This window comes from Pseudomonas sp. IT-93MI4, from assembly GCF_949767635.1.
Lineage (GTDB): Bacteria > Pseudomonadota > Gammaproteobacteria > Pseudomonadales > Pseudomonadaceae > Aquipseudomonas > Aquipseudomonas putida_A.
In genome coordinates, this window is record NZ_CATKPP010000011.1 from 332,893 (window position 1) to 351,187 (window position 18,295).

Annotated in this window: 20 protein-coding genes; 11 read left to right on the plus strand and 9 right to left on the minus strand. The window is 61.4% G+C overall.

Annotated elements, in window-relative coordinates; all coding sequences use genetic code 11:
- Nucleotides 1–18: 18 nt before the first annotated feature.
- Both ACM6I7_RS08685 and ACM6I7_RS08690 read right to left on the minus strand, forming a co-directional pair.
- A complete protein-coding gene (locus ACM6I7_RS08685) occupies nucleotides 19–330 on the minus strand; it encodes an AzlD domain-containing protein (protein WP_166497451.1) in 312 nt (103 codons plus the stop codon).
- Nucleotides 330–1,028: an AzlC family ABC transporter permease gene (locus tag ACM6I7_RS08690; protein WP_414888363.1), complete on the minus strand. Its 699-nt coding sequence runs from the start codon at nucleotides 1,026–1,028 to the stop codon at nucleotides 330–332. The genes ACM6I7_RS08685 and ACM6I7_RS08690 overlap by 1 nt, the downstream gene beginning before the upstream one ends.
- A 152-nt stretch (nucleotides 1,029–1,180) precedes the next feature.
- On the opposite strand from ACM6I7_RS08690, the gene ACM6I7_RS08695 reads away from it, so the two are divergent.
- The gene (locus tag ACM6I7_RS08695) at nucleotides 1,181–1,567 is read left to right on the plus strand and encodes a DUF2784 domain-containing protein (protein WP_027612976.1); all 387 of its coding nucleotides are present in this window, start codon (nucleotides 1,181–1,183) and stop codon (nucleotides 1,565–1,567) included.
- Here ACM6I7_RS08695 and ACM6I7_RS08700 read toward each other — a convergent pair.
- Nucleotides 1,564–2,091: a DUF3087 domain-containing protein gene (locus ACM6I7_RS08700; RefSeq protein WP_414888364.1), complete on the minus strand. Its 528-nt coding sequence runs from the start codon at nucleotides 2,089–2,091 to the stop codon at nucleotides 1,564–1,566. The genes ACM6I7_RS08695 and ACM6I7_RS08700 overlap by 4 nt on opposite strands.
- A gap of 223 nt (nucleotides 2,092–2,314) precedes the next feature.
- Here ACM6I7_RS08700 and ppnN point away from each other — a divergent pair, with 223 nt between their 5' ends.
- Nucleotides 2,315–3,688 carry a nucleotide 5'-monophosphate nucleosidase PpnN gene (gene ppnN / locus ACM6I7_RS08705; protein WP_096796387.1) on the plus strand — a complete coding sequence of 458 codons (1,374 nt, stop codon included), beginning with the start codon at nucleotides 2,315–2,317 and terminating at the stop codon, nucleotides 3,686–3,688.
- 122 nt (nucleotides 3,689–3,810) lie between these two features.
- Here ppnN and ACM6I7_RS08710 read toward each other — a convergent pair whose 3' ends face one another.
- The 3 genes from ACM6I7_RS08710 to ACM6I7_RS08720 form a co-directional block, all read right to left on the minus strand.
- Complete coding sequence (locus tag ACM6I7_RS08710; RefSeq protein WP_150368872.1) at nucleotides 3,811–4,146, minus strand: hypothetical protein; 336 nt, start codon at nucleotides 4,144–4,146, stop codon at nucleotides 3,811–3,813.
- Between the two features lie 134 nt (nucleotides 4,147–4,280).
- Nucleotides 4,281–5,675, minus strand: coding sequence for an FAD/NAD(P)-binding protein (locus tag ACM6I7_RS08715; RefSeq protein ID WP_414888365.1), 1,395 nt, complete (start codon nucleotides 5,673–5,675; stop codon nucleotides 4,281–4,283).
- Nucleotides 5,676–6,239: a helix-turn-helix domain-containing protein gene (locus ACM6I7_RS08720; protein ID WP_103368869.1), complete on the minus strand. Its 564-nt coding sequence runs from the start codon at nucleotides 6,237–6,239 to the stop codon at nucleotides 5,676–5,678.
- 85 nt (nucleotides 6,240–6,324) lie between these two features.
- On the opposite strand from ACM6I7_RS08720, the gene ACM6I7_RS08725 reads away from it, so the two are divergent.
- From ACM6I7_RS08725 to ACM6I7_RS08755, 7 genes are all read left to right on the plus strand, one after another.
- The gene (locus tag ACM6I7_RS08725; protein WP_414888366.1) at nucleotides 6,325–7,260 is read left to right on the plus strand and encodes a DMT family transporter; all 936 of its coding nucleotides are present in this window, start codon (nucleotides 6,325–6,327) and stop codon (nucleotides 7,258–7,260) included.
- Nucleotides 7,261–7,507: 247 nt separating this feature from the next.
- Nucleotides 7,508–10,426, plus strand: coding sequence for a monovalent cation/H+ antiporter subunit A (locus tag ACM6I7_RS08730; RefSeq protein WP_414888367.1), 2,919 nt, complete (start codon nucleotides 7,508–7,510; stop codon nucleotides 10,424–10,426).
- Nucleotides 10,426–10,770, plus strand: coding sequence for a Na+/H+ antiporter subunit C (locus tag ACM6I7_RS08735; protein ID WP_003225953.1), 345 nt, complete (start codon nucleotides 10,426–10,428; stop codon nucleotides 10,768–10,770). The genes ACM6I7_RS08730 and ACM6I7_RS08735 overlap by 1 nt, the downstream gene beginning before the upstream one ends.
- On the plus strand, nucleotides 10,767–12,446 hold the full coding sequence (locus ACM6I7_RS08740) for a monovalent cation/H+ antiporter subunit D (RefSeq protein WP_247268940.1): 1,680 nt from the start codon (nucleotides 10,767–10,769) through the stop codon (nucleotides 12,444–12,446). Before ACM6I7_RS08735 ends, ACM6I7_RS08740 begins: the two co-directional genes overlap by 4 nt.
- Nucleotides 12,443–12,931: a Na+/H+ antiporter subunit E gene (locus tag ACM6I7_RS08745; protein WP_027612968.1), complete on the plus strand. Its 489-nt coding sequence runs from the start codon at nucleotides 12,443–12,445 to the stop codon at nucleotides 12,929–12,931. Before ACM6I7_RS08740 ends, ACM6I7_RS08745 begins: the two co-directional genes overlap by 4 nt.
- Complete coding sequence (locus tag ACM6I7_RS08750) at nucleotides 12,928–13,206, plus strand: K+/H+ antiporter subunit F (RefSeq protein WP_003225959.1); 279 nt, start codon at nucleotides 12,928–12,930, stop codon at nucleotides 13,204–13,206. Before ACM6I7_RS08745 ends, ACM6I7_RS08750 begins: the two co-directional genes overlap by 4 nt.
- Nucleotides 13,203–13,565: a Na+/H+ antiporter subunit G gene (locus tag ACM6I7_RS08755; protein WP_027612967.1), complete on the plus strand. Its 363-nt coding sequence runs from the start codon at nucleotides 13,203–13,205 to the stop codon at nucleotides 13,563–13,565. Before ACM6I7_RS08750 ends, ACM6I7_RS08755 begins: the two co-directional genes overlap by 4 nt.
- Before the next feature lie 121 nt (nucleotides 13,566–13,686).
- On the opposite strand, the gene ACM6I7_RS08760 is transcribed toward ACM6I7_RS08755, so the two are convergent.
- Complete coding sequence (locus ACM6I7_RS08760; RefSeq protein ID WP_414888368.1) at nucleotides 13,687–14,127, minus strand: DUF3995 domain-containing protein; 441 nt, start codon at nucleotides 14,125–14,127, stop codon at nucleotides 13,687–13,689.
- A 94-nt stretch (nucleotides 14,128–14,221) separates the two neighbouring features.
- Between ACM6I7_RS08760 and ACM6I7_RS08765 the strand changes: the two genes are divergently transcribed.
- Both ACM6I7_RS08765 and ACM6I7_RS08770 read left to right on the plus strand, forming a co-directional pair.
- A complete protein-coding gene (locus ACM6I7_RS08765) occupies nucleotides 14,222–14,611 on the plus strand; it encodes a DUF2946 domain-containing protein (RefSeq protein WP_414888369.1) in 390 nt (129 codons plus the stop codon).
- A gap of 92 nt (nucleotides 14,612–14,703) precedes the next feature.
- A complete protein-coding gene (locus ACM6I7_RS08770) occupies nucleotides 14,704–16,836 on the plus strand; it encodes a TonB-dependent receptor (RefSeq protein WP_414888370.1) in 2,133 nt (710 codons plus the stop codon).
- A 116-nt stretch (nucleotides 16,837–16,952) separates the two neighbouring features.
- Here the strand turns inward: ACM6I7_RS08770 and ACM6I7_RS08775 are convergent, their stop codons facing one another.
- Together ACM6I7_RS08775 and ACM6I7_RS08780 are read right to left on the minus strand one after the other, a co-directional pair.
- Nucleotides 16,953–17,969, minus strand: a complete 1,017-nt coding sequence (locus ACM6I7_RS08775) for an ABC transporter substrate-binding protein (protein WP_414888371.1) — start codon at nucleotides 17,967–17,969, stop codon at nucleotides 16,953–16,955.
- 128 nt (nucleotides 17,970–18,097) lie between these two features.
- The gene (locus ACM6I7_RS08780; protein ID WP_027612962.1) at nucleotides 18,098–18,295 is read right to left on the minus strand and encodes a hypothetical protein; all 198 of its coding nucleotides are present in this window, start codon (nucleotides 18,293–18,295) and stop codon (nucleotides 18,098–18,100) included.

The following is an 18,295-nucleotide window of genomic DNA, read 5'->3' on the forward strand; positions in this document are numbered from 1 at the left end:
CAGTTTTTTCCCGGCAACTTACAACCACCAGCGCAGCAAAAAGAAAAACGCCATGCTCAAGAGCATGCTGAGCAAGGTATTGCGGGTGTACAGCACCAGCCCGATCGCTACGAGCGAACTCAGTAAATAAGGATTATCCCACTGCAGATTCAACTGTTTGTCCGGCATGAACACGATCGGCCCGCAGATCGCCGTGAGCATTCCCGGTACGGCAAACCCGAGAAACTGCCGTGCGTTGCTGCTCAAACGCAGCGGCAGGCGCGGTTCGAGAAACACGTAACGGTTGAGGAACACCAGAATCCCCATGCCGAAAATCACTGCCCAGACCATCATGCGCGCCCCCGATACAACTTGTTGCAGATAAATCCTGCGGTCATCCCGGCCAGGCCCGACAACACCAGTGCCGAGCCCCACTGCCAATAGCTGAACAACACCGAGCAGAACAAAGACACCGCCACACACACCACGGTCGGCACGTTACGCACCACCGGGGTGATCAATGCGATGAAAGTGGCGGCAATCGAGAAATCCAGCCCCAAGTGCTCAAGCCCCGGAATGCTGCTGCCCAAGACGATGCCGGCCAGGGTGAACAGGTTCCAGGCGATATAGAACGTCAGGCCGACGCCCAAGGCGTACCAGCGGTTGAACTGCTGACGGTCATGCTGACTGGTCAGGGCGAACAGTTCATCGGTGAGCAAAAAGCCCAGGCCGATGCGCCAGCGTCCGGGCAGCGGCGAAATCACCGAGCGCATGCTCATCCCGTACAACAAATGCTGCGAGGTCAGCAGCAGCGTGGTCAACAGAATCGAGAAAATCCCGGCACCGCCCTTGAGCATGCCGATCGCCACCAGTTGCGCGGCCCCTGCGAACACGATGCTCGACAGGCCCTGCCCCTGTAACGGCGTGAGATTGGCTTCGATCGCCATTGAGCCGGCCAGCAGCCCCCACGGCGCCGTCGCCAGTGATAACGGCATGATCGCCGCAGCGCCGCGAAGAAACGCACGGCGCGGCATAAGTGAGTCAGACATAACGCTCTTCAACCGAGGAAACGGTCGCAGACTCTGCCAGCAAGTGCCCCTTCGTGGCTTGAACAATCTTGCGCACTTGCGCTAAATCGCAGCGCCCCAGCGTCGCTGTCGGCGTACCATGGAGGCCTTCACAACCACGTCAGGGAGACGACATGCTGTACCGAATCGCAGCCGACGGGCTGGTGCTATTCCATCTGTCATTCATTCTGTTCGTACTGTTCGGCGGGCTGCTGGTGCTCAAGTGGCCACGCCTGATGTGGCTGCATCTGCCGGCGGCTGCATGGGGCGTGGCGGTCGAGGTGTTGCACCTGACTTGTCCGCTGACCTACTGGGAAAACCTGATGCGCCACGCCGCCGGGCAGACCGAATACGCCGGCGGCTTCATCGAGCACTACATCTGGCCGATCATCTACCCCGCAGGTCTGACGCCGCAGATCCAGTTGGCGCTGGGCAGCGTGGTGCTGGTGATCAACCTGCTGGTCTACGGGCGTCTGGCCCGTGCGTGGAAACTGCGCCGCGCCAGCCGTATTCCGTTTTAACGCGCGGCGGGTTTCAAGGTTTGCAGCCAGGCCGGATCCAGGCGCTTCTGGTCGATCTCTAGGCCCAACGCCTGCATCCGCTCTTTGTGCGCTTCGACTTCCCGGTGCAACTGCGCATGATCGCTGGAGTTACCGTCCAGTTCGTGCATCTGGGTCAGCCCCAGATGATAGAAGCGCAGCACCTTCATCGCGGTCGGATCGTTCTGTTCCACCGCAGCGGTCACCTGATGCATCACGTTGGTCACGCTCATCAGGCTGCGCTTGAGCCGCCAGCTATAAACCGCCGGGGCCATCCACGCCTGCTGCCAGAACTGCCCGCGCATCAGCGCCGCTGTCAGCAGGAAAGCCACGAACACCCCGCCGACATTGAACCGCAGGTTATCGCCGCCGGGCTCGCCGAACAGCGCCACTGCCGCCGTCGAAAGCACCATCGCCAGCACCAGGAACAGCACGGCAATGATCAACGTGCTGCGGCGGGTCTGCTGGCGAAACGTTGCTGGGTCCATCGGCTGGATCTCGAACATCAGGCATGACTTCCTTGAGCGATAAAAAGGGCAACGGAAAAAACTCGCTGCGCATTATCGCCTCTCTCGGGGATTTAGCTATGCTGGGGGCCCTTTTCATCTTTTCAGCGTCCAACGGGGACATGGCGGTACAGCGCAGATCGTGCCATCTTCATTCATGGATACACACTATTCGGATGCCATTTGCCTGCCATTGGAATGACATCGTTTTAAGGATCATTGCATGACCCAACGACACGTAATCAACGCCTCGGTCAGCCCGAAAGGCAGCCTGGAAACCCTTTCTCAACGTGAAGTTCAGCAACTGAGCGAAGCCGGCTCCGGCAGCACCTACACCCTCTTCCGCCAGTGCGCCCTGGCCATCCTCAATACCGGCGCGCATGTCGACAACGCCAAGACCATCCTCGAAGCCTACAAGGACTTCGAAATCCGCATTCACCAGCAGGATCGCGGCGTGCGCCTCGAACTGCTGAACGCCCCGGCCGACGCGTTCGTCGACGGCGAAATGATCGCCAGCACCCGGGAAATGCTGTTCAGCGCCCTGCGTGACATCGTCTACACCGAAAACGAACTCGACAGCCAACGCATCGACCTCAGCACCTCGCAAGGTATCAGCGACTACGTGTTCCACCTGCTGCGCAACGCGCGCACCCTGCGTCCGGGTGTGGAGCCGAAAATCGTCGTGTGCTGGGGCGGTCACTCGATCAACACTGAAGAATACAAATACACCAAGAAAGTCGGCCACGAACTGGGTCTGCGCAGCCTCGACATCTGCACCGGTTGCGGCCCCGGCGTGATGAAAGGCCCGATGAAGGGCGCGACCATCGCCCACGCCAAGCAGCGCATCCACGGTGGGCGCTACCTCGGCCTGACCGAGCCGGGGATCATCGCCGCCGAAGCGCCGAACCCGATCGTCAATGAGCTGGTGATCTTGCCGGACATCGAAAAACGTCTGGAAGCGTTCGTGCGTGTTGGCCACGGCATCATCATCTTCCCGGGCGGCGCAGGCACCGCCGAAGAGTTCCTGTACCTGCTGGGTATCCTGATGCACCCGGACAACGCCGGCCTGCCGTTCCCGGTGATCCTGACCGGGCCGAAACATGCCGCGCCGTATCTGGAACAGCTTGATGCCTTCGTCACCGCCACCCTCGGCGATGCGGCGAAGCAGCACTACGAGATCATCATCGACGACCCGGCCGAAGTCGCGCGGCAGATGACCGCCGGCCTCAAAGCGGTGAAGCAGTTCCGCCGCGAGCGCAACGACGCGTTCCACTTCAACTGGCTGCTGAAGATCGACGAAAGCTTCCAGCGTCCGTTCGATCCGACCCACGAAAACATGGCCAACCTCAAGCTGCACCGCGACCAGCCGCCCCACGAACTGGCGGCCAACCTGCGCCGCGCGTTCTCCGGGATCGTCGCCGGCAACGTCAAGGACAAGGGTATTCGCCTGATTGAAGAGCACGGGCCGTACCAGATCCGTGGTGACGCGGCGATCATGCAACCGCTCGATTCGCTGCTCAAAGCCTTCGTCGCCCAGCACCGGATGAAACTGCCGGGCGGCGCGGCGTATGTGCCGTGCTATAGGGTGGTGGCGTAACACACGTTCAGGCACACCCAAAACCTTGGGAGCTGTCTTGCCAGCGATCAAAGCAAGACTTCCATTGACATGCGGCGCCCTAAACGCCGGATGCCAATGGATTTTCCCGACAGACCTCTAACCTAATGAATAATTTTGTACTCCGTAAAAGGTGCGTCCACTTCATTTCCGCCCAAATTCACCACATAGGCAAACTTAGCGCCCTGCGGGCCTGCATGTTCTAGCAAGTCTTCGCGAGGTACTTTTATCTCGATAGTCTCCGAATAAGGAGTGGTACCGGAAAATCTTTCACCGGTCCACGTGCCATCTAAACTAACCTGAACGAAAAATGGAATGTGATCACTCTCCGCCAAAAAACCCGGCGGGATCTGTGCAGTAGCACCCTCAGGGACATCGGTCATTTTTACGATGCCGCCTACAGCTTCTTTGATTACAAGTTGTTCAAGATTCTTAGCCATTTCTTTATTCCTCTAAAAACAGGTTGAGCACGCGAAGGTATCGCTGCGTAGCCATTAGGACCCTGCCGCCGGAGGTCCACAACTGTCAGAAATTACAGGCGGGGCCTTTATTCCGACCAACGGCAACCTCGACTTCACCGCACCAGCCTCAGAGCCAACGCCTTCGCCTGTGACGCCACATCCGTCACCGCCGTACTCTCCCACCACATCCCTCGCAACGGAGGGCCCATGGCGAACAGCCGGTTCGCTACCTGCCCGTGTTCGTTCAGCACCGCACCATCAATCGCAGCCGCGATCCCCAACGCCAACGGCCCCGACCGCACCAGTCCGCGCGCCAACAACTGCTGCGGCAATGGCCGCGCGACCCGACGCCAGTCATATTCAATGCCGCTGGAATTAATCAGCGCTGCGCCATGAATTAAGCAGGTTTCAGCATCACCACGGCGACGAATGCGAATGCTCACGCCGCCCTCCGCGCAAGGCTCTAACCCTTTGAACGACGCTGCCTGAATCCTCAACCGCCCTTCGCCCTGCAACCGCTCGACCAATTGGGCACTCAGCGGCGGCGACCGGTGATGATGACTCTCCCACCACGGCCGCACATGGCGTACGAATTGTCGACGTTGCACGTCAGTCGCCTGACTCCACAACCGTCCGATATGGGCCCGCACCGTGTCCAGCGGCGCCTGCCAATCGATGCCCTGAGCGATCGCCTCGCGACAATGCCTGCGCAGCTCGCGCAACAACTGTCGAGGTGTACGAATGCTCTGATCTTCGGCAAGAAAATCCACCCACGCCGGCGGTTGGCGCCGCACATGGGGTAACAGTCCGTGACGGGAAAACACTTCGATCGGCCCGCGATGTCCGGCCTTATCCAGCGACACAACGGCATCCACCATGGTCAGGCCGGAGCCGATGATCAGCACGGTCGATTGCGGATCGAGTTGGCGCATGGCTGTGACATCCCAAGGGTCAAGCGCGGCGGCGTTGAGCCCACTGGACTGCTTTTGCGGGGTGCGCGCGGCGGGGAACATGCCGGTAGCGAGCACCGCGTATGCACCCCTCAAGTGCTGGCCATCGCTAAGGGTGAGCTGCACTGAATCGGCATCGGTTTGCAGGTCGACGGCTTCTGCGCGGATATGCTCGATGGTCGAGCCACGTTGAGCACCGACACGGCGGGCTTCGGCTAACCGTTGTTGCACATAAACGCCGAACAACCCACGCGGCGGGAACAACTCACTGACAGGCACATCTTGCTCAGCCGACTCCGGCCAGCCACCGGCAGCGATGTGCGCGGTCAGCCATTGAGTCAGGTCATCGGGGTTATCGGGGTCGACACTCATGCGCGCTGCATTGCCGTTGAGCGTGTGGCCCAGTTCGACGGCGCTGTAGGCTTCGCCACGGCCAAGTTCGGCGCGTGGCTCAATGACCAGAATCTTGCGTTGGCCGGGCAGTCGCAATAACTGCACGGCCAACATCGTGCCGCTAAGGCCACCGCCGATGATCAGGATGTCTGCGTTCTGACTCATTCAAATCACCACATTGCGCACAAAGCGCACCGCCACCGGCCCGTCATTGCGATAGCCATGGGGCTGGTTGCTGGCAAACATGAAAAACTCGCCGCTCGCAATGGTATTGGTCACATCACCCACCGTTAGCGTCAGGCAACCTTCGAACACATAAATCTGCTCGCTCCAGCCATCGGCGTCGGGTTGCGACGGATAGACCTCCCCCGGTTGCAGACACCATTCCCACTGTTCGACTTCACGGGTGGCGGTGGCCTTGGATAGCAGTACCGCTTTGCTCCCGGGAATCACCCCGGCCCACGCCACCTCGTTGATGCGGCTGGTATCGCGTGCGTCGGGGGCCTGGATCAGGTCGCTGAAGGCCACGTCGAGCGCTTCGGCAACGCGATCAAGGGTGGTCAGGCTGACATTCTTTTCCCCGGCCTCGATCGCCACCAGCATGCGCCGACTGACGCCGGACTTTTCCGCCAGCGCGGTCTGGCTCATGTCGGCAGCGTGGCGCAGGCGCCGGACGTTGTGACTGACGTGTTGCAGGACGGACGCCCGTTGGCTGGAATCTTTGTGCACTATATTGCTCACTCGGTGGGGTTGGGCAGTATACTGCGCAACGTTGGGCGCATTGTGCGTCCTGCCTTTTATAGTGCGCAAGGACATGACGTCAGTGAACAGCTCCCCCACGCCTCTTCGCTTCTCCCGTTTCAGCAAGGCCGAGTGCGTGCTGGTGCTGATCACCATGGTCTGGGGCGGTACGTTTCTGCTGGTGCAACACGCCATGACCGTCAGTGGGCCGATGTTCTTTGTCGGCCTGCGCTTTGCCGCTGCGGCCGCCATTGTTGCGCTGTTCTCCTGGCGCCAGTTGCGTGAACTGACCCTGTTCGAGCTCAAGGCCGGATCGTTCATCGGCGTGGCGATCATGCTCGGTTACGGCTTGCAGACGGTTGGTCTGCAAACGATCCCGAGCAGTCAGTCGGCATTCATCACCGCGCTGTACGTGCCCTTCGTGCCGTTGCTGCAATGGCTGGTGCTGGGCCGTCGTCCGGGGTTGATGCCAAGCATCGGCATCATGCTGGCGTTTACCGGTTTGATGTTGTTGTCCGGGCCGTCCGGGGCTGCGCTGAACTTCAGCCCCGGCGAAATCGCCACCCTGATCAGCGCCATCGCGATCGCCGCCGAGATCATTTTGATCAGCACCTATGCCGGTCAAGTCGATGTACGCCGGGTGACCGTGGTGCAACTGGCGGCGACCTCGGTGCTGTCGTTTCTGCTGGTGGTGCCGACCGGTGAAACACTTCCGGATTTTTCCTGGACCTTGCTGGTGACCGCACTGGGTCTCGGCGCGGCGAGTGCGGCGATTCAGGTGGCGATGAACTGGGCGCAGAAAAGCGTTTCGCCGACCCGGGCGACGTTGATCTATGCCGGTGAGCCGGTGTGGGCCGGGATCGTCGGGCGAATCGCCGGGGAGCGCTTGCCGGCGATTGCGCTGGTGGGTGCGGGGTTGATTGTGGCGGCGGTGATTGTCAGCGAGCTGAAGACCAAGGGTAAGGTTGTCGAAGAAGACGCTGAGCTGGAGCGGGAGCCCCAAGGTTAATCCGCAATATCTTTAGTGCCTGAACCGTAGCTATCGCGAGCAGGCTCACTCCTACAATTGAAATGCGTTTCCCCTGTAGGAGTGAGCCTGCTCGCGATGAGGCCATTCCAAGCAATATCCATCTACCTGAAACAATGCCAAACAGAAAATTCCAGACTACTTTGTAGGATTCTGAGACATCCTCGGGTTTGGTAATCAGGGAGCTGGCACGTATGATGCTTCACAAACTTCCGCAGATTAGAAGCCTATGTCCCTGATAGTTCTACTGCTTCTGCCATTCATTGGCAGCTGTCTGGCAGCGGTGCTGCCACACAACGCGCGTAATACCGAATCCCTGTTGGCAGGTCTGGTCGCTTTGATCGGCACCGTGCAGGTCGCGCTGTTGTACCCGCAAATCGCCCACGGCGGGGTGATCCGCGAAGAATTCATGTGGCTGCCCAGCCTCGGTTTGAATTTCGTCCTGCGCATGGACGGCTTCGCCTGGTTGTTCTCGTTGCTGGTGCTGGGCATCGGCGCTCTGGTCTCTTTATATGCGCGTTATTACATGTCGCCGGACGACCCGGTGCCGCGCTTCTTCGCCTTTTTCCTGGCGTTCATGGGCGCCATGCTCGGGCTGGTGATCTCCGGCAACCTGATCCAGATCGTGTTCTTCTGGGAGCTGACCAGCCTCTTCTCGTTCCTGTTGATCGGCTACTGGCACCACCGCTCGGATGCCCGGCGTGGCGCTTATATGGCGCTGATGGTCACCGGTGCCGGGGGACTATGCCTGCTGGCGGGGGTCATGATCCTCGGCCATGTCGTCGGCAGCTATGACCTGGACAAGGTCCTGGCCGCCGGCGATCAGATTCGCGCACATGCTCTCTACCCTGTTCTGCTTCCTCTCATCCTCATTGGCGCGCTCAGTAAAAGCGCCCAGTTCCCCTTCCATTTCTGGCTACCGCACGCGATGGCGGCGCCCACTCCGGTTTCGGCCTATCTGCACTCGGCGACCATGGTCAAGGCCGGGGTGTTCCTGCTTGCGCGCCTGTGGCCGTCGCTGTCCGGCAGTGAAGAATGGTTCTACATCGTCAGCGGCGCCGGTGCGTGTACGTTGTTGCTCGGCGCCTACTGCGCGATGTTCCAGAACGATCTCAAGGGCCTGCTGGCCTACTCGACCATCAGCCATCTGGGCCTGATCACCCTGCTGCTGGGCCTGAACAGTCCGCTGGCAGCTGTTGCCGCGGTGTTCCACATTCTCAACCACGCGACCTTCAAGGCCTCGCTGTTCATGGCCGCGGGCATCATCGACCACGAAAGCGGTACCCGTGACATCCGCAAACTCAGCGGCCTGATCAAACTGATTCCGTTCACCGCGACATTGGCCATGGTTGCCAGCGCGTCGATGGCCGGCGTGCCGCTGCTCAACGGCTTCCTGTCGAAGGAAATGTTCTTCGCCGAAACCGTGTTCATTAACGCCACTGCGTGGGTCGAAGCAGCGTTGCCGATTGTCGCGACCATCGCCGGTACCTTCAGCGTCGCGTACTCGCTGCGCTTTACCGTCGACGTGTTTTTCGGCCCTACCGCCACCGACCTGCCGCACACCCCGCACGAACCGCCGCGCTGGATGCGTGCGCCAGTCGAGCTGCTGGTGTTCACCTGTCTGGTCGTCGGGATCTTCCCGGCGCAAGTGGTCGGCCCGCTGCTCGCGGCTGCCGCGCTGCCGGTGGTGGGCGGGACGCTGCCGGAATACAGCCTGGCGATCTGGCACGGTCTGAACGCGCCGATGATCATGAGCCTGATCGCCATGTCCGGCGGCATCGTGGTCTATCTGCTGCTGCGCAACCAGCTCAAGCGGGGCCGCTTCAAATACCCGCCGCTGGTGGGTCGCTTCAACGGCAAGCGCCTGTTCGAGCGCAGTCTGGTGCTGATGATGCGCATGGCCCGTCGGGTCGAACGCCGACTCGGCACCCGCCGCCTGCAAATGCAACTGTTCCTGATGGTCCTGGCGGCAGTGCTCGCCGGCCTGATCCCGATGTTGCACAGCAGCCTGAGCTGGGGCGACCGGCCGAAGATTCCGGGTTCGATCGTGTTCGTCACCCTGTGGCTGCTGGCGATTGCCTGCGCCCTCGGCGCCGCGTGGCAGGCCAAGTATCACCGTCTCGCCGCCCTGACCATGGTCAGCGTCTGCGGGTTGATGACCTGCGTGACCTTCGTCTGGTTCTCGGCGCCGGATCTGGCCCTGACGCAACTGGCGGTGGAAGTGGTGACCACGGTGTTAATCCTGCTCGGCCTGCGCTGGCTGCCGCGACGCATCGAAGAAGTCTCGCCACTGCCGTCGAGCCTGCGCAAGGCCCGCGTGCGCCGCTTGCGCGACTTGCTGCTGTCGATTGCCGTCGGCGCCGGCATGGCGCTGCTGTCCTACGCGATGCTGACGCGGCAAACGCCCAACGACATTTCCTCGTTCTACCTCAGTCGCGCCATACCCGAGGGTGGTGGCAGCAACGTGGTCAACGTGATGCTGGTGGACTTCCGCGGCTTCGACACCCTCGGTGAAATCACCGTGCTGGTGGCCGTGGCGCTGACCGTGTTCGCCCTGCTGCGACGCTTCCGCCCGCCGAAAGAAAGCCTGCAACTGCCGGCCCAGCAACGCCTGCTCGCGCCGGACGTGGTCACCGATCTGGTCAACCCGCGCAGCGCCAGCGACACCGCACTCGGCTTCATGATGGTGCCGGCGGTGCTGGTGCGCTTGTTGCTGCCGATTGCGCTGGTGGTGTCGTGCTACCTGTTCATGCGCGGTCACAACCAGCCGGGCGGCGGTTTCGTCGCCGGACTGGTGATGTCGGTGGCGTTCATCCTGCAATACATGGTCGCCGGGACGCAGTGGGTCGAGGCGCAAATGAGCCTGCGACCGCTGCGCTGGATGGGCACCGGGCTGCTGTTCGCCACCGCCACCGGTCTCGGGGCGATGGCGGTCGGTTATCCGTTCCTGACCACCCACACCTGGCATTTCGCCTTGCCGCTGCTGGGCGAGATCCATATCGCCAGCGCGCTGTTCTTCGATATCGGCGTGTACGCCGTGGTCGTGGGCTCGACGCTGCTGATCCTCACCGCCCTCGCCCACCAATCGGTGCGGGGTCACAAGACCGCGTCGCTGCCCAAGTCCGTCGCCAGCAAAGGAGCCGTCTGATGGAAGAAGTCATCGCAATCGCCATCGGCGTGCTCGCCGCGTCCGGCGTGTGGCTGGTGTTGCGGCCACGGACATTTCAGGTGGTCATGGGCCTGTGCCTGCTGTCCTACGCGGTCAACCTGTTCATCTTCAGCATGGGCAGCCTGTTCATCGGTAAAGAACCGGTGATCAAGGACGGCGTGACCCAGGACCTGCTGCACTACACCGATCCGCTGCCGCAGGCCCTGGTGCTGACCGCCATCGTCATCAGCTTCGCCATGACCGCGTTGTTCCTGGTGGTGCTGCTGGCGTCGCGGGGCCTGACCGGCACCGACCACGTCGACGGCCGGGAGCCCAAGGAATGATGGCGATGACTCACCTGATCGCCGCACCGATCCTGCTGCCGCTGCTGACCGCCGCCATCATGTTGATGCTCGGCGAGAAGCATCGGCCGCTGAAGGCGAAAATCAACCTGTTCTCCAGCCTCGTCGGCCTGTTCATTTCGGTGATGCTGCTGCAGTGGACGCAAACCACCGGCGTGCCCGGTTCCATCGGCGTGTATCTGCCGGGCAACTGGCAGGCGCCGTTCGGCATCGTGCTGGTGGTTGATCGCCTCTCGGCCTTGATGCTGGTGTTGACCGGGATCATCGGCGTCAGCGCCCTGCTGTTCGCCATGGCGCGCTGGGACGGCGCGGGATCGAGCTTCCACGCGTTGTTCCAGATTCAGCTGATGGGCCTGTATGGCGCCTTCCTCACCGCCGACCTGTTCAACCTGTTCGTGTTCTTCGAGGTGCTGCTCGCCGCCTCGTATGGCCTGTTGCTGCACGGTTCGGGTCGGGCGCGGGTGTCGTCGGGGCTGCATTACATCTCGATCAACCTGCTGGCCTCGTCGCTGTTCCTGATTGGCGCGGCGCTGATCTATGGCGTCACCGGTACGCTGAACATGGCCGATCTGGCGCTGAAAATTCCGCTGGTTCCGGAAGCCGACCGTGGCTTGCTGCACGCCGGCGCGGGGATTCTTGCGGTGGCATTCCTGGCCAAGGCCGGCATGTGGCCGCTGAACTTCTGGCTGGTGCCGGCCTACTCCTCGGCCAGCGCGCCGGTGGCGGCGATGTTCGCGATCATGACCAAGGTCGGCGTCTACACCCTGCTGCGCCTGTGGACGCTGCTGTTTTCCAGTCAGGCCGGAGCCTCGGCCTTCTTCGGTGGCGACTGGCTCATCTACGGCGGCATGGCGACCATCGCCTGCGCGGCGCTGGCGATTCTGGCTGCACAGCGTCTGGAGCGCATGGCCAGCCTGAGCATTCTGGTGTCGGCGGGGATTCTGTTGTCGGCGGTGGGTTTCGCCCAGCCAAACCTGATCGGCGCGGCGCTGTTCTATCTGGTCAGCTCGACCCTGGCACTGAGTGCGCTGTTCCTGCTGGCGGAGTTGATCGAGCGTTCGCGTTCGGCCAACGAAATCCCGCTGGAGGACGAAAGCGAGTTGCTGCCGCGTCCGCAGGAATCCCTGCAACCGCCCAAAGGCATCAACCTCGATGACGAGCAGAAAGCCGTGGTCGGTCAGGTCATCCCGTGGACCATGGCGTTTCTCGGCCTGAGTTTCATTGCCTGCGCGCTGCTGATCATCGGCATGCCGCCGCTGTCCGGGTTCATCGGCAAGCTCAACCTGATCGGTGCGCTGCTCAATCCGCTGGGGCTGGGCGGCGAGGCACCGATCTCGAACGCAGCCTGGGCGTTGCTGGCGCTGCTGATCCTGTCCGGACTGGCCTCGTTGATGGCATTCGCGCGCATGGGCATCCAGCGTTTCTGGACGCCCGAGGAGCGTCCTTCGCCGCTGCTGCGCAAGCTCGAATGCGCACCGATCTTCCTGTTGCTGGGGCTGAGTATCGCGCTGACCTTCAAGGCCGAACCGCTGCTGCGTTACACCGAGGCCACCGCCGACGCGCTGAACAACCCGCAGCAATACGTGATGGCGGTGCTCGGCACCCGCGCCGTGCCCAGCCCTGAAGCCAAAGCGGCGATGCTGGAGGTGCAGCCATGAAGCGCGTATTTCCGGCTCCATTGCTGTCACTGGCGTTGTGGGTTTTGTGGCTGACGCTGAACCTCTCCGTCAGCCCGGGCAACCTGCTGCTCGGCGCAATCCTCGGGTTCGCCGCACCATTGATGATGCGCAAGCTGCGTCCGAAACAGGTGCGCATCCGCCGTCCGCTGACGATTTTGCGCCTGTTCGTGATGGTCGGTCGTGACGTGATCCTCTCCAACCTGATCGTCGCCTGGGGCGTGATCAACGCCGGTCGCCGCCCGCCGCGCTCGCGCTTCGTCAAAGTGCCGCTGGACCTGCGCGACGCCAACGGTCTGGCGGCGCTGGCGATGATCTGCACCGTGGTGCCGGGCACCGTGTGGTCGGAGCTGGCGCTGGATCGCAGCATTCTGCTGCTGCATGTTTGGGATCTGGATGACGAGGCGCACTTCATCCACCACTTCAAGACTGCCTACGAGCAGCCGTTGATGGAGATTTTCGAATGAGCCCGTTGCTGTCGAACGCGATTCTGCTGACGCTGTTCCTGTTCTCGCTGGCGATGGTTCTGACCTTGATTCGCCTGTTCAAGGGGCCGTCGGCACAGGATCGGGTACTCGCGCTGGATTACCTGTACATCGTCGCCATGCTGATGATGCTGACCCTGGGCATTCGTTATTCCAGTGACACTTATTTCGAGGCGGCGCTGCTGATCGCGCTGTTCGGCTTCGTCGGCTCGTTTGCGCTGGCGAAATTCCTGCTGCGTGGCGAGGTGATCGAATGAATGCTGAATTGTCATTGTGGGTGGAGATTCCGGTGGCGATCCTGCTGGTGCTCAGCGGGGTGTTTGCACTGATTGGCGCGACCGGATTGCTGCGCATGAAGGATTACTTCCAGCGCATGCACCCGCCGGCGCTGGCCTCGACACTGGGCGCGTGGTGCGTGGCGCTGGCTTCGATCATCTGTTTTTCTGCACTCAAGTCCGGGCCGGTGATGCATGCCTGGCTGATTCCGATTCTGCTGGCGATCACCGTGCCGGTGACCACGTTGCTGCTCGCGCGGGCGGCGTTGTTCCGCAAGCGCATGGCCGGGGATGATGTGCCGGCTGAGGTGAGTAGTCGCCGCACCGAGAGCGGTAGTTAACTTCAACTTTTACGCTGCCTGGTCTGGCCTCTTCGCGGGCAAGCCCGCTCCCACAGGGGAACGCATTCCAAATGTAGGAGTGAGCCTGCTCGCGATAGCAATCTCCGGATCACCTCAAACCTCAGACCCAAGCCACCGCCAACAACCCGGCCCCCAGCGCCAGACAAAGCGGCGAATACACCCAGGTATCCAGCCGCGCAAACCGCGACCCCTTCACTTCCTTGAAAAACCCCACCAGATTCGAATCGCCGATCGCCCGGGCAAACATTAATAACGCAATCGCACTGATCACCCATTGCAACGCTTTGTGATGCACCGCCGGCATGCCCCAGCCGACGCGCATGCACACCAGCGCGGCAATCACCAACAATGCTGCCGCTACCAGCAAGGTAATCCAGCCTGACGGTTTGAACGCCGGTCGCACCGTCGCCACCAGTCCTCGCACCGGCACTTGCGGTACCGCCGCCACCGCCGCCCATTGCCCACCCAGCGCCCAATACACGTGTACCAGGCTGATTGCCGCAAATATCGTCACCAGCCATTGAGCCAACACAAAGGTCATGGTCGAGAACCCTTTCGAGGGATTTGAACAAAACATCCTAGTCGGCATTTTTTGAAGTGCACGACCGATCAGCGGTACGGTAAAGTGCCGCCCCATGAAATTCACCCGTTCCGATCGTTCACTGCTGGCCTGGATACTTTATTGCTGCGTCCTGTTCAACGTGTTCGCCTGCAGCATCGGTCACGGACAAATGGTCGGGATGCAGCTCAACGGCATCGGCGGCCAGTTCTGTACGGTCGACCCGGCCACTCAAGCGCCGCTGACCAGCAATCCCGGCGAAGAACAACTGCCGACCCTGTCCAAGGCGTTCGGCTGTCCGTTGTGCTCGGTCGGCGGCGGCATGGGCCCGGCGTTCAACTCCAGCCTGACCCTCGCGGTTCTGCCCGAACAGCACAGCCCGCCGCTGGCGCCCATCGTCAGCGCCGACCTCCCTGCCCGCTTCACCTGGCCCTCGGCCAACCCTCGCGCCCCACCGCTCGCCTGAGTGTCTTTGCCTTTTTGATTTGTCAGCCCACTGCGCCAACGCGCGGCGTTTGCCTGTGCGCTGATTCCCAGACAAGCATTCAGGATTCAACGATGAAACATATTCCTCTGCTGGCCAGCCTGTGCGGCTGCCTGTCCCTTAACGCCTGGGCGCAATCCACCGTAGACCTGGCGCCGATCACCATCGACGGCGAATCCACCAGCGAACCAGGCCTGAGCCTCGATCAATCCAGCGGCATGGCCTCGCGCCTCGGCTTGAGCGTGCGCGACACACCGGCCTCGGTGGCCGTCGCCAACCGCAACGACATCGAACGCCACGGCGCGCAGAACTTTCAGGACGCCGCCAACACCCTGCCCGGAGTCAATGCCAGCGCACCACCGGGCTTTGGCGGATTCGTCTCCTATCGCGGTTTCACCAGCAGCCAGATCACTCAGATGTTCAACGGCGTCACCGTCTCCGGCGGCCTCGCCCGACCGGTGGATTCATGGATCTATGATCGGGTCGAACTTGTGGGCGGTCCGTCATCGCTGATCAACGGCGCAGGCTCGGTCGGCGGCTCGCTGAACTATGTGACCAAACTGGCGACCCGCGACGAACAAGCCGCCGAAGGTCGAGTCAGCTACGGCAGTTACGACACCACCGAAACCGCGTTCGGCCTCAACCACGCGCTGACCGACCCGAGCGCCGACGTGCAGCACTACGCGCGGCTCGATGTCAGCCACAATACCAGCAACGGCTACATCGACCGTCAGGAGCGCGATGCCTGGAGCGTGGCGTTCTCGTTGCTCAGCGACCTCACGCCGGATCTGTCGCACACCCTGGCCCTGGAATATCAGGACGAACACGAAGACAGCCCGTACTGGGGCACGCCAGTGCTCAACCCCAAGGCCGGCGAGTTGAAGATCGACAAACACAATCGCTTCAACAACTACAACGTCGAGGACGGGCGCTACGAACAGCGCACGATCTGGGTGCGTTCGATCATCGATTACCGGATCAACGACAGCACCACTCTGCGCAATACGCTGTTTCACCTCGACAGCCAACGCGACTACCGCAACCTCGAAACCTATCAGTACAACGCCGACAACACGGCGGTGAACCGCTCCACCGCCTATCAAGTACGCCATCAGGGTGAGCAGAACGGCAACCAGTTCGAGCTGCGCCACGACAACACCCTGTTCGGCCTCGACACCACTTGGTCCGGTGGTTTCGAGTACAAGGTCAACCAGACCACCAACTCGCCGCTGAATATCAAAGGCGCAAGCACGGTCGATCCGAACAACTACCGTCCGGGGCATTTCTACGATATTCCCGGCACCAACCCGGCACTGATCAGCGACAAGACCAACGAGGTCACCACCAAGGCACTGTTCGTGGAAAACCGTCTGGCACTGACCGACAAACTGGTGTTGCTCACCGGCCTGCGTTACGACGACATCGACCTCGACGTGACCAACCACCGTACGGTGACAGCCGCCAACCCCAAACACCTCAAGCGCAGCTGGGAGCCGGTCACCGGGCGCGTCGGCCTGACCTACCAGTTCATCCCGTCGGCCAATGTCTACGTGCAATACAGTACCGCCGCCGAACAACCGAACGGCACGCAGGACTTCGATGTTTCCACCGGCAAGCAATGGGAAATCGGCAGCAAGTTCGACTACCTGAATGGCCGTGGCTCGGCGACAGTTGCGGCCTACACCATCGAGCGCAAGGACTTCGCTGTGACTGATCCGCTGGATCCGACCAGCAGCATCCCGGTAGGGCAGCAAACCTCGAAGGGCATCGAGATCGCCAGTTCCCTGCGGATTACCGACAAGCTGTTGGCCGAAGGCAACTTCGCCTGGGTCGATGCGCAATACGACGACTTCACCGAAAAGAACGCCGCCGGCGTGGTGGTTTCACGCAAGGGCAACACGCCAACCAACGTCCCGGATCGGGTCGGCAATCTGTGGCTGACTTATGATTTCTCGCCGCAATGGCAAGGTGGGGTCGATGCGCGGTATGTGGCGTCGGTGTATGCGGACACCGCGAACACCATGACCGTGCCGTCGTACGCGCTGTTCGGCAGCTTCCTCAGCTACAAGGTCGACTCGCACACCACCGTCACCGGCCGAGTGCGCAACCTGACCAACGAGGTGTATGCCGAGTTTGCGCATGTATCGCCGGCTTACTATCTGGGTACGCCGCGCACCTTTGAATTGGCGGTGCAAACGAAGTTCTGAGTCGACACTTATCCTGTGGCGAGGGAGCTTGCTCCCGCTCGGCTGCGAAGCAGTCGCCGATTTGGGGCTGCTTCGCAACCCAGCGGGAGCAAGCTCCCTCGCCACAGAAGCCCATCTCATTTCAGATCAGCTGCCACCTTCTCCGCCACATCCTTCGGTACCCACGCCTGCCACACCTCCGGATGCGCCTTCATGAAGGCCTCAGCCGCCTGCCGTGGCGCGGTGTGCTTCTCGCTCATCTCGGCCAACGCCTTGTTCAGCGGCTCGATCGGGAAATCCACCTTGCTGAAGAAATCCGCGATCTGCGGATACTGCTTCTGGAACGGCGTAGAAACCCCGATCGACAGCTTCGATGCCAGCGAACGGGTCGGTTTCGGATTGGGGTTATCGGCATCGGTCAGGGTCTTCCACGCCTCGGCATCGAACGGTGGCTCTTCCAGCTGCACCAGTTTGAATTTGCCCAGCAATGGCGTCGGCGACCAGTAATAGAACAGCACCGGTTTGCCCCGACGGATCGAAGAGCTGATCTCGGCATCCAGCGCCGCACCCGAGCCACTGCGGAAGTTGGTGTAGTCGTCCTGCAGCCCGTAAGCGGTCAGTTTCTGCTTGTTCACCACTTCCGAGGTCCAGCCGATCGGGCTGTTGAGGAACCGACCCTTGCTCGGGTTTTCCGGGTCCTTGAACACGTCCTTGTATTTCTTCAGATCACTGACACTGCGCAAGTCGGGCGCCAGCGGTTTGATGCCCTTGGCCGGGTCACCCTTGATCACGTATTCCGGCACCCACCAGCCTTCAGTGGCACCCTTGACCGTATCGCCAAGACTGACGACCTTGCCCTCCGCTTCAGCCTTGACCCACACCGGACTGCGCCCGGCCCACTCTTCGCCGATGACCTGAATGTCATTGTTGGCCAGCGCGGTTTCCAGAGTGATGGTGGTACCCGGCAATGTATCGGTCGGCAGGCCATAACCCTTCTCGACGATGATCCGCAGGACATCGGTGATCAGGCTGCCGCTTTCCCAGTTCAGGTCGGCAAAATGGATGGGCGTTTGCGCCGCCGTCACCGGTTGCGCCGATGTCAGCACACCGAACGTGACAACGCTGGCGGCCAGTAACCGTCGAATTCCTTTCATGCTTTTGCACCTCGTGCTGTTCACAGCAATAGCAGGATGGCCTGGCAGAAGACCGCAAGCCTCTGAATACTCAGTCAACTGACTGTAGCCGAGGTTCCTGCTTTTTCCGGGGGGCAATCCCGGCGAGGTTATGTTTCAGACTTTTCCTGCAAGCTTTGCAGCTCGCGTCTGACCATGCTGGCGTATTCCGCAGGCCGCAAGGTGTAGATCTGCGCTGCCACCCAGTTCAGCCACGCGCCCTGCAACTCGGCTTTGGCGTTGAACAGGCGCAAGGCCTCTTCACGCGCACGGTCAAGGTTTTGCGAATGGAAGTCGGCGCGACTCAC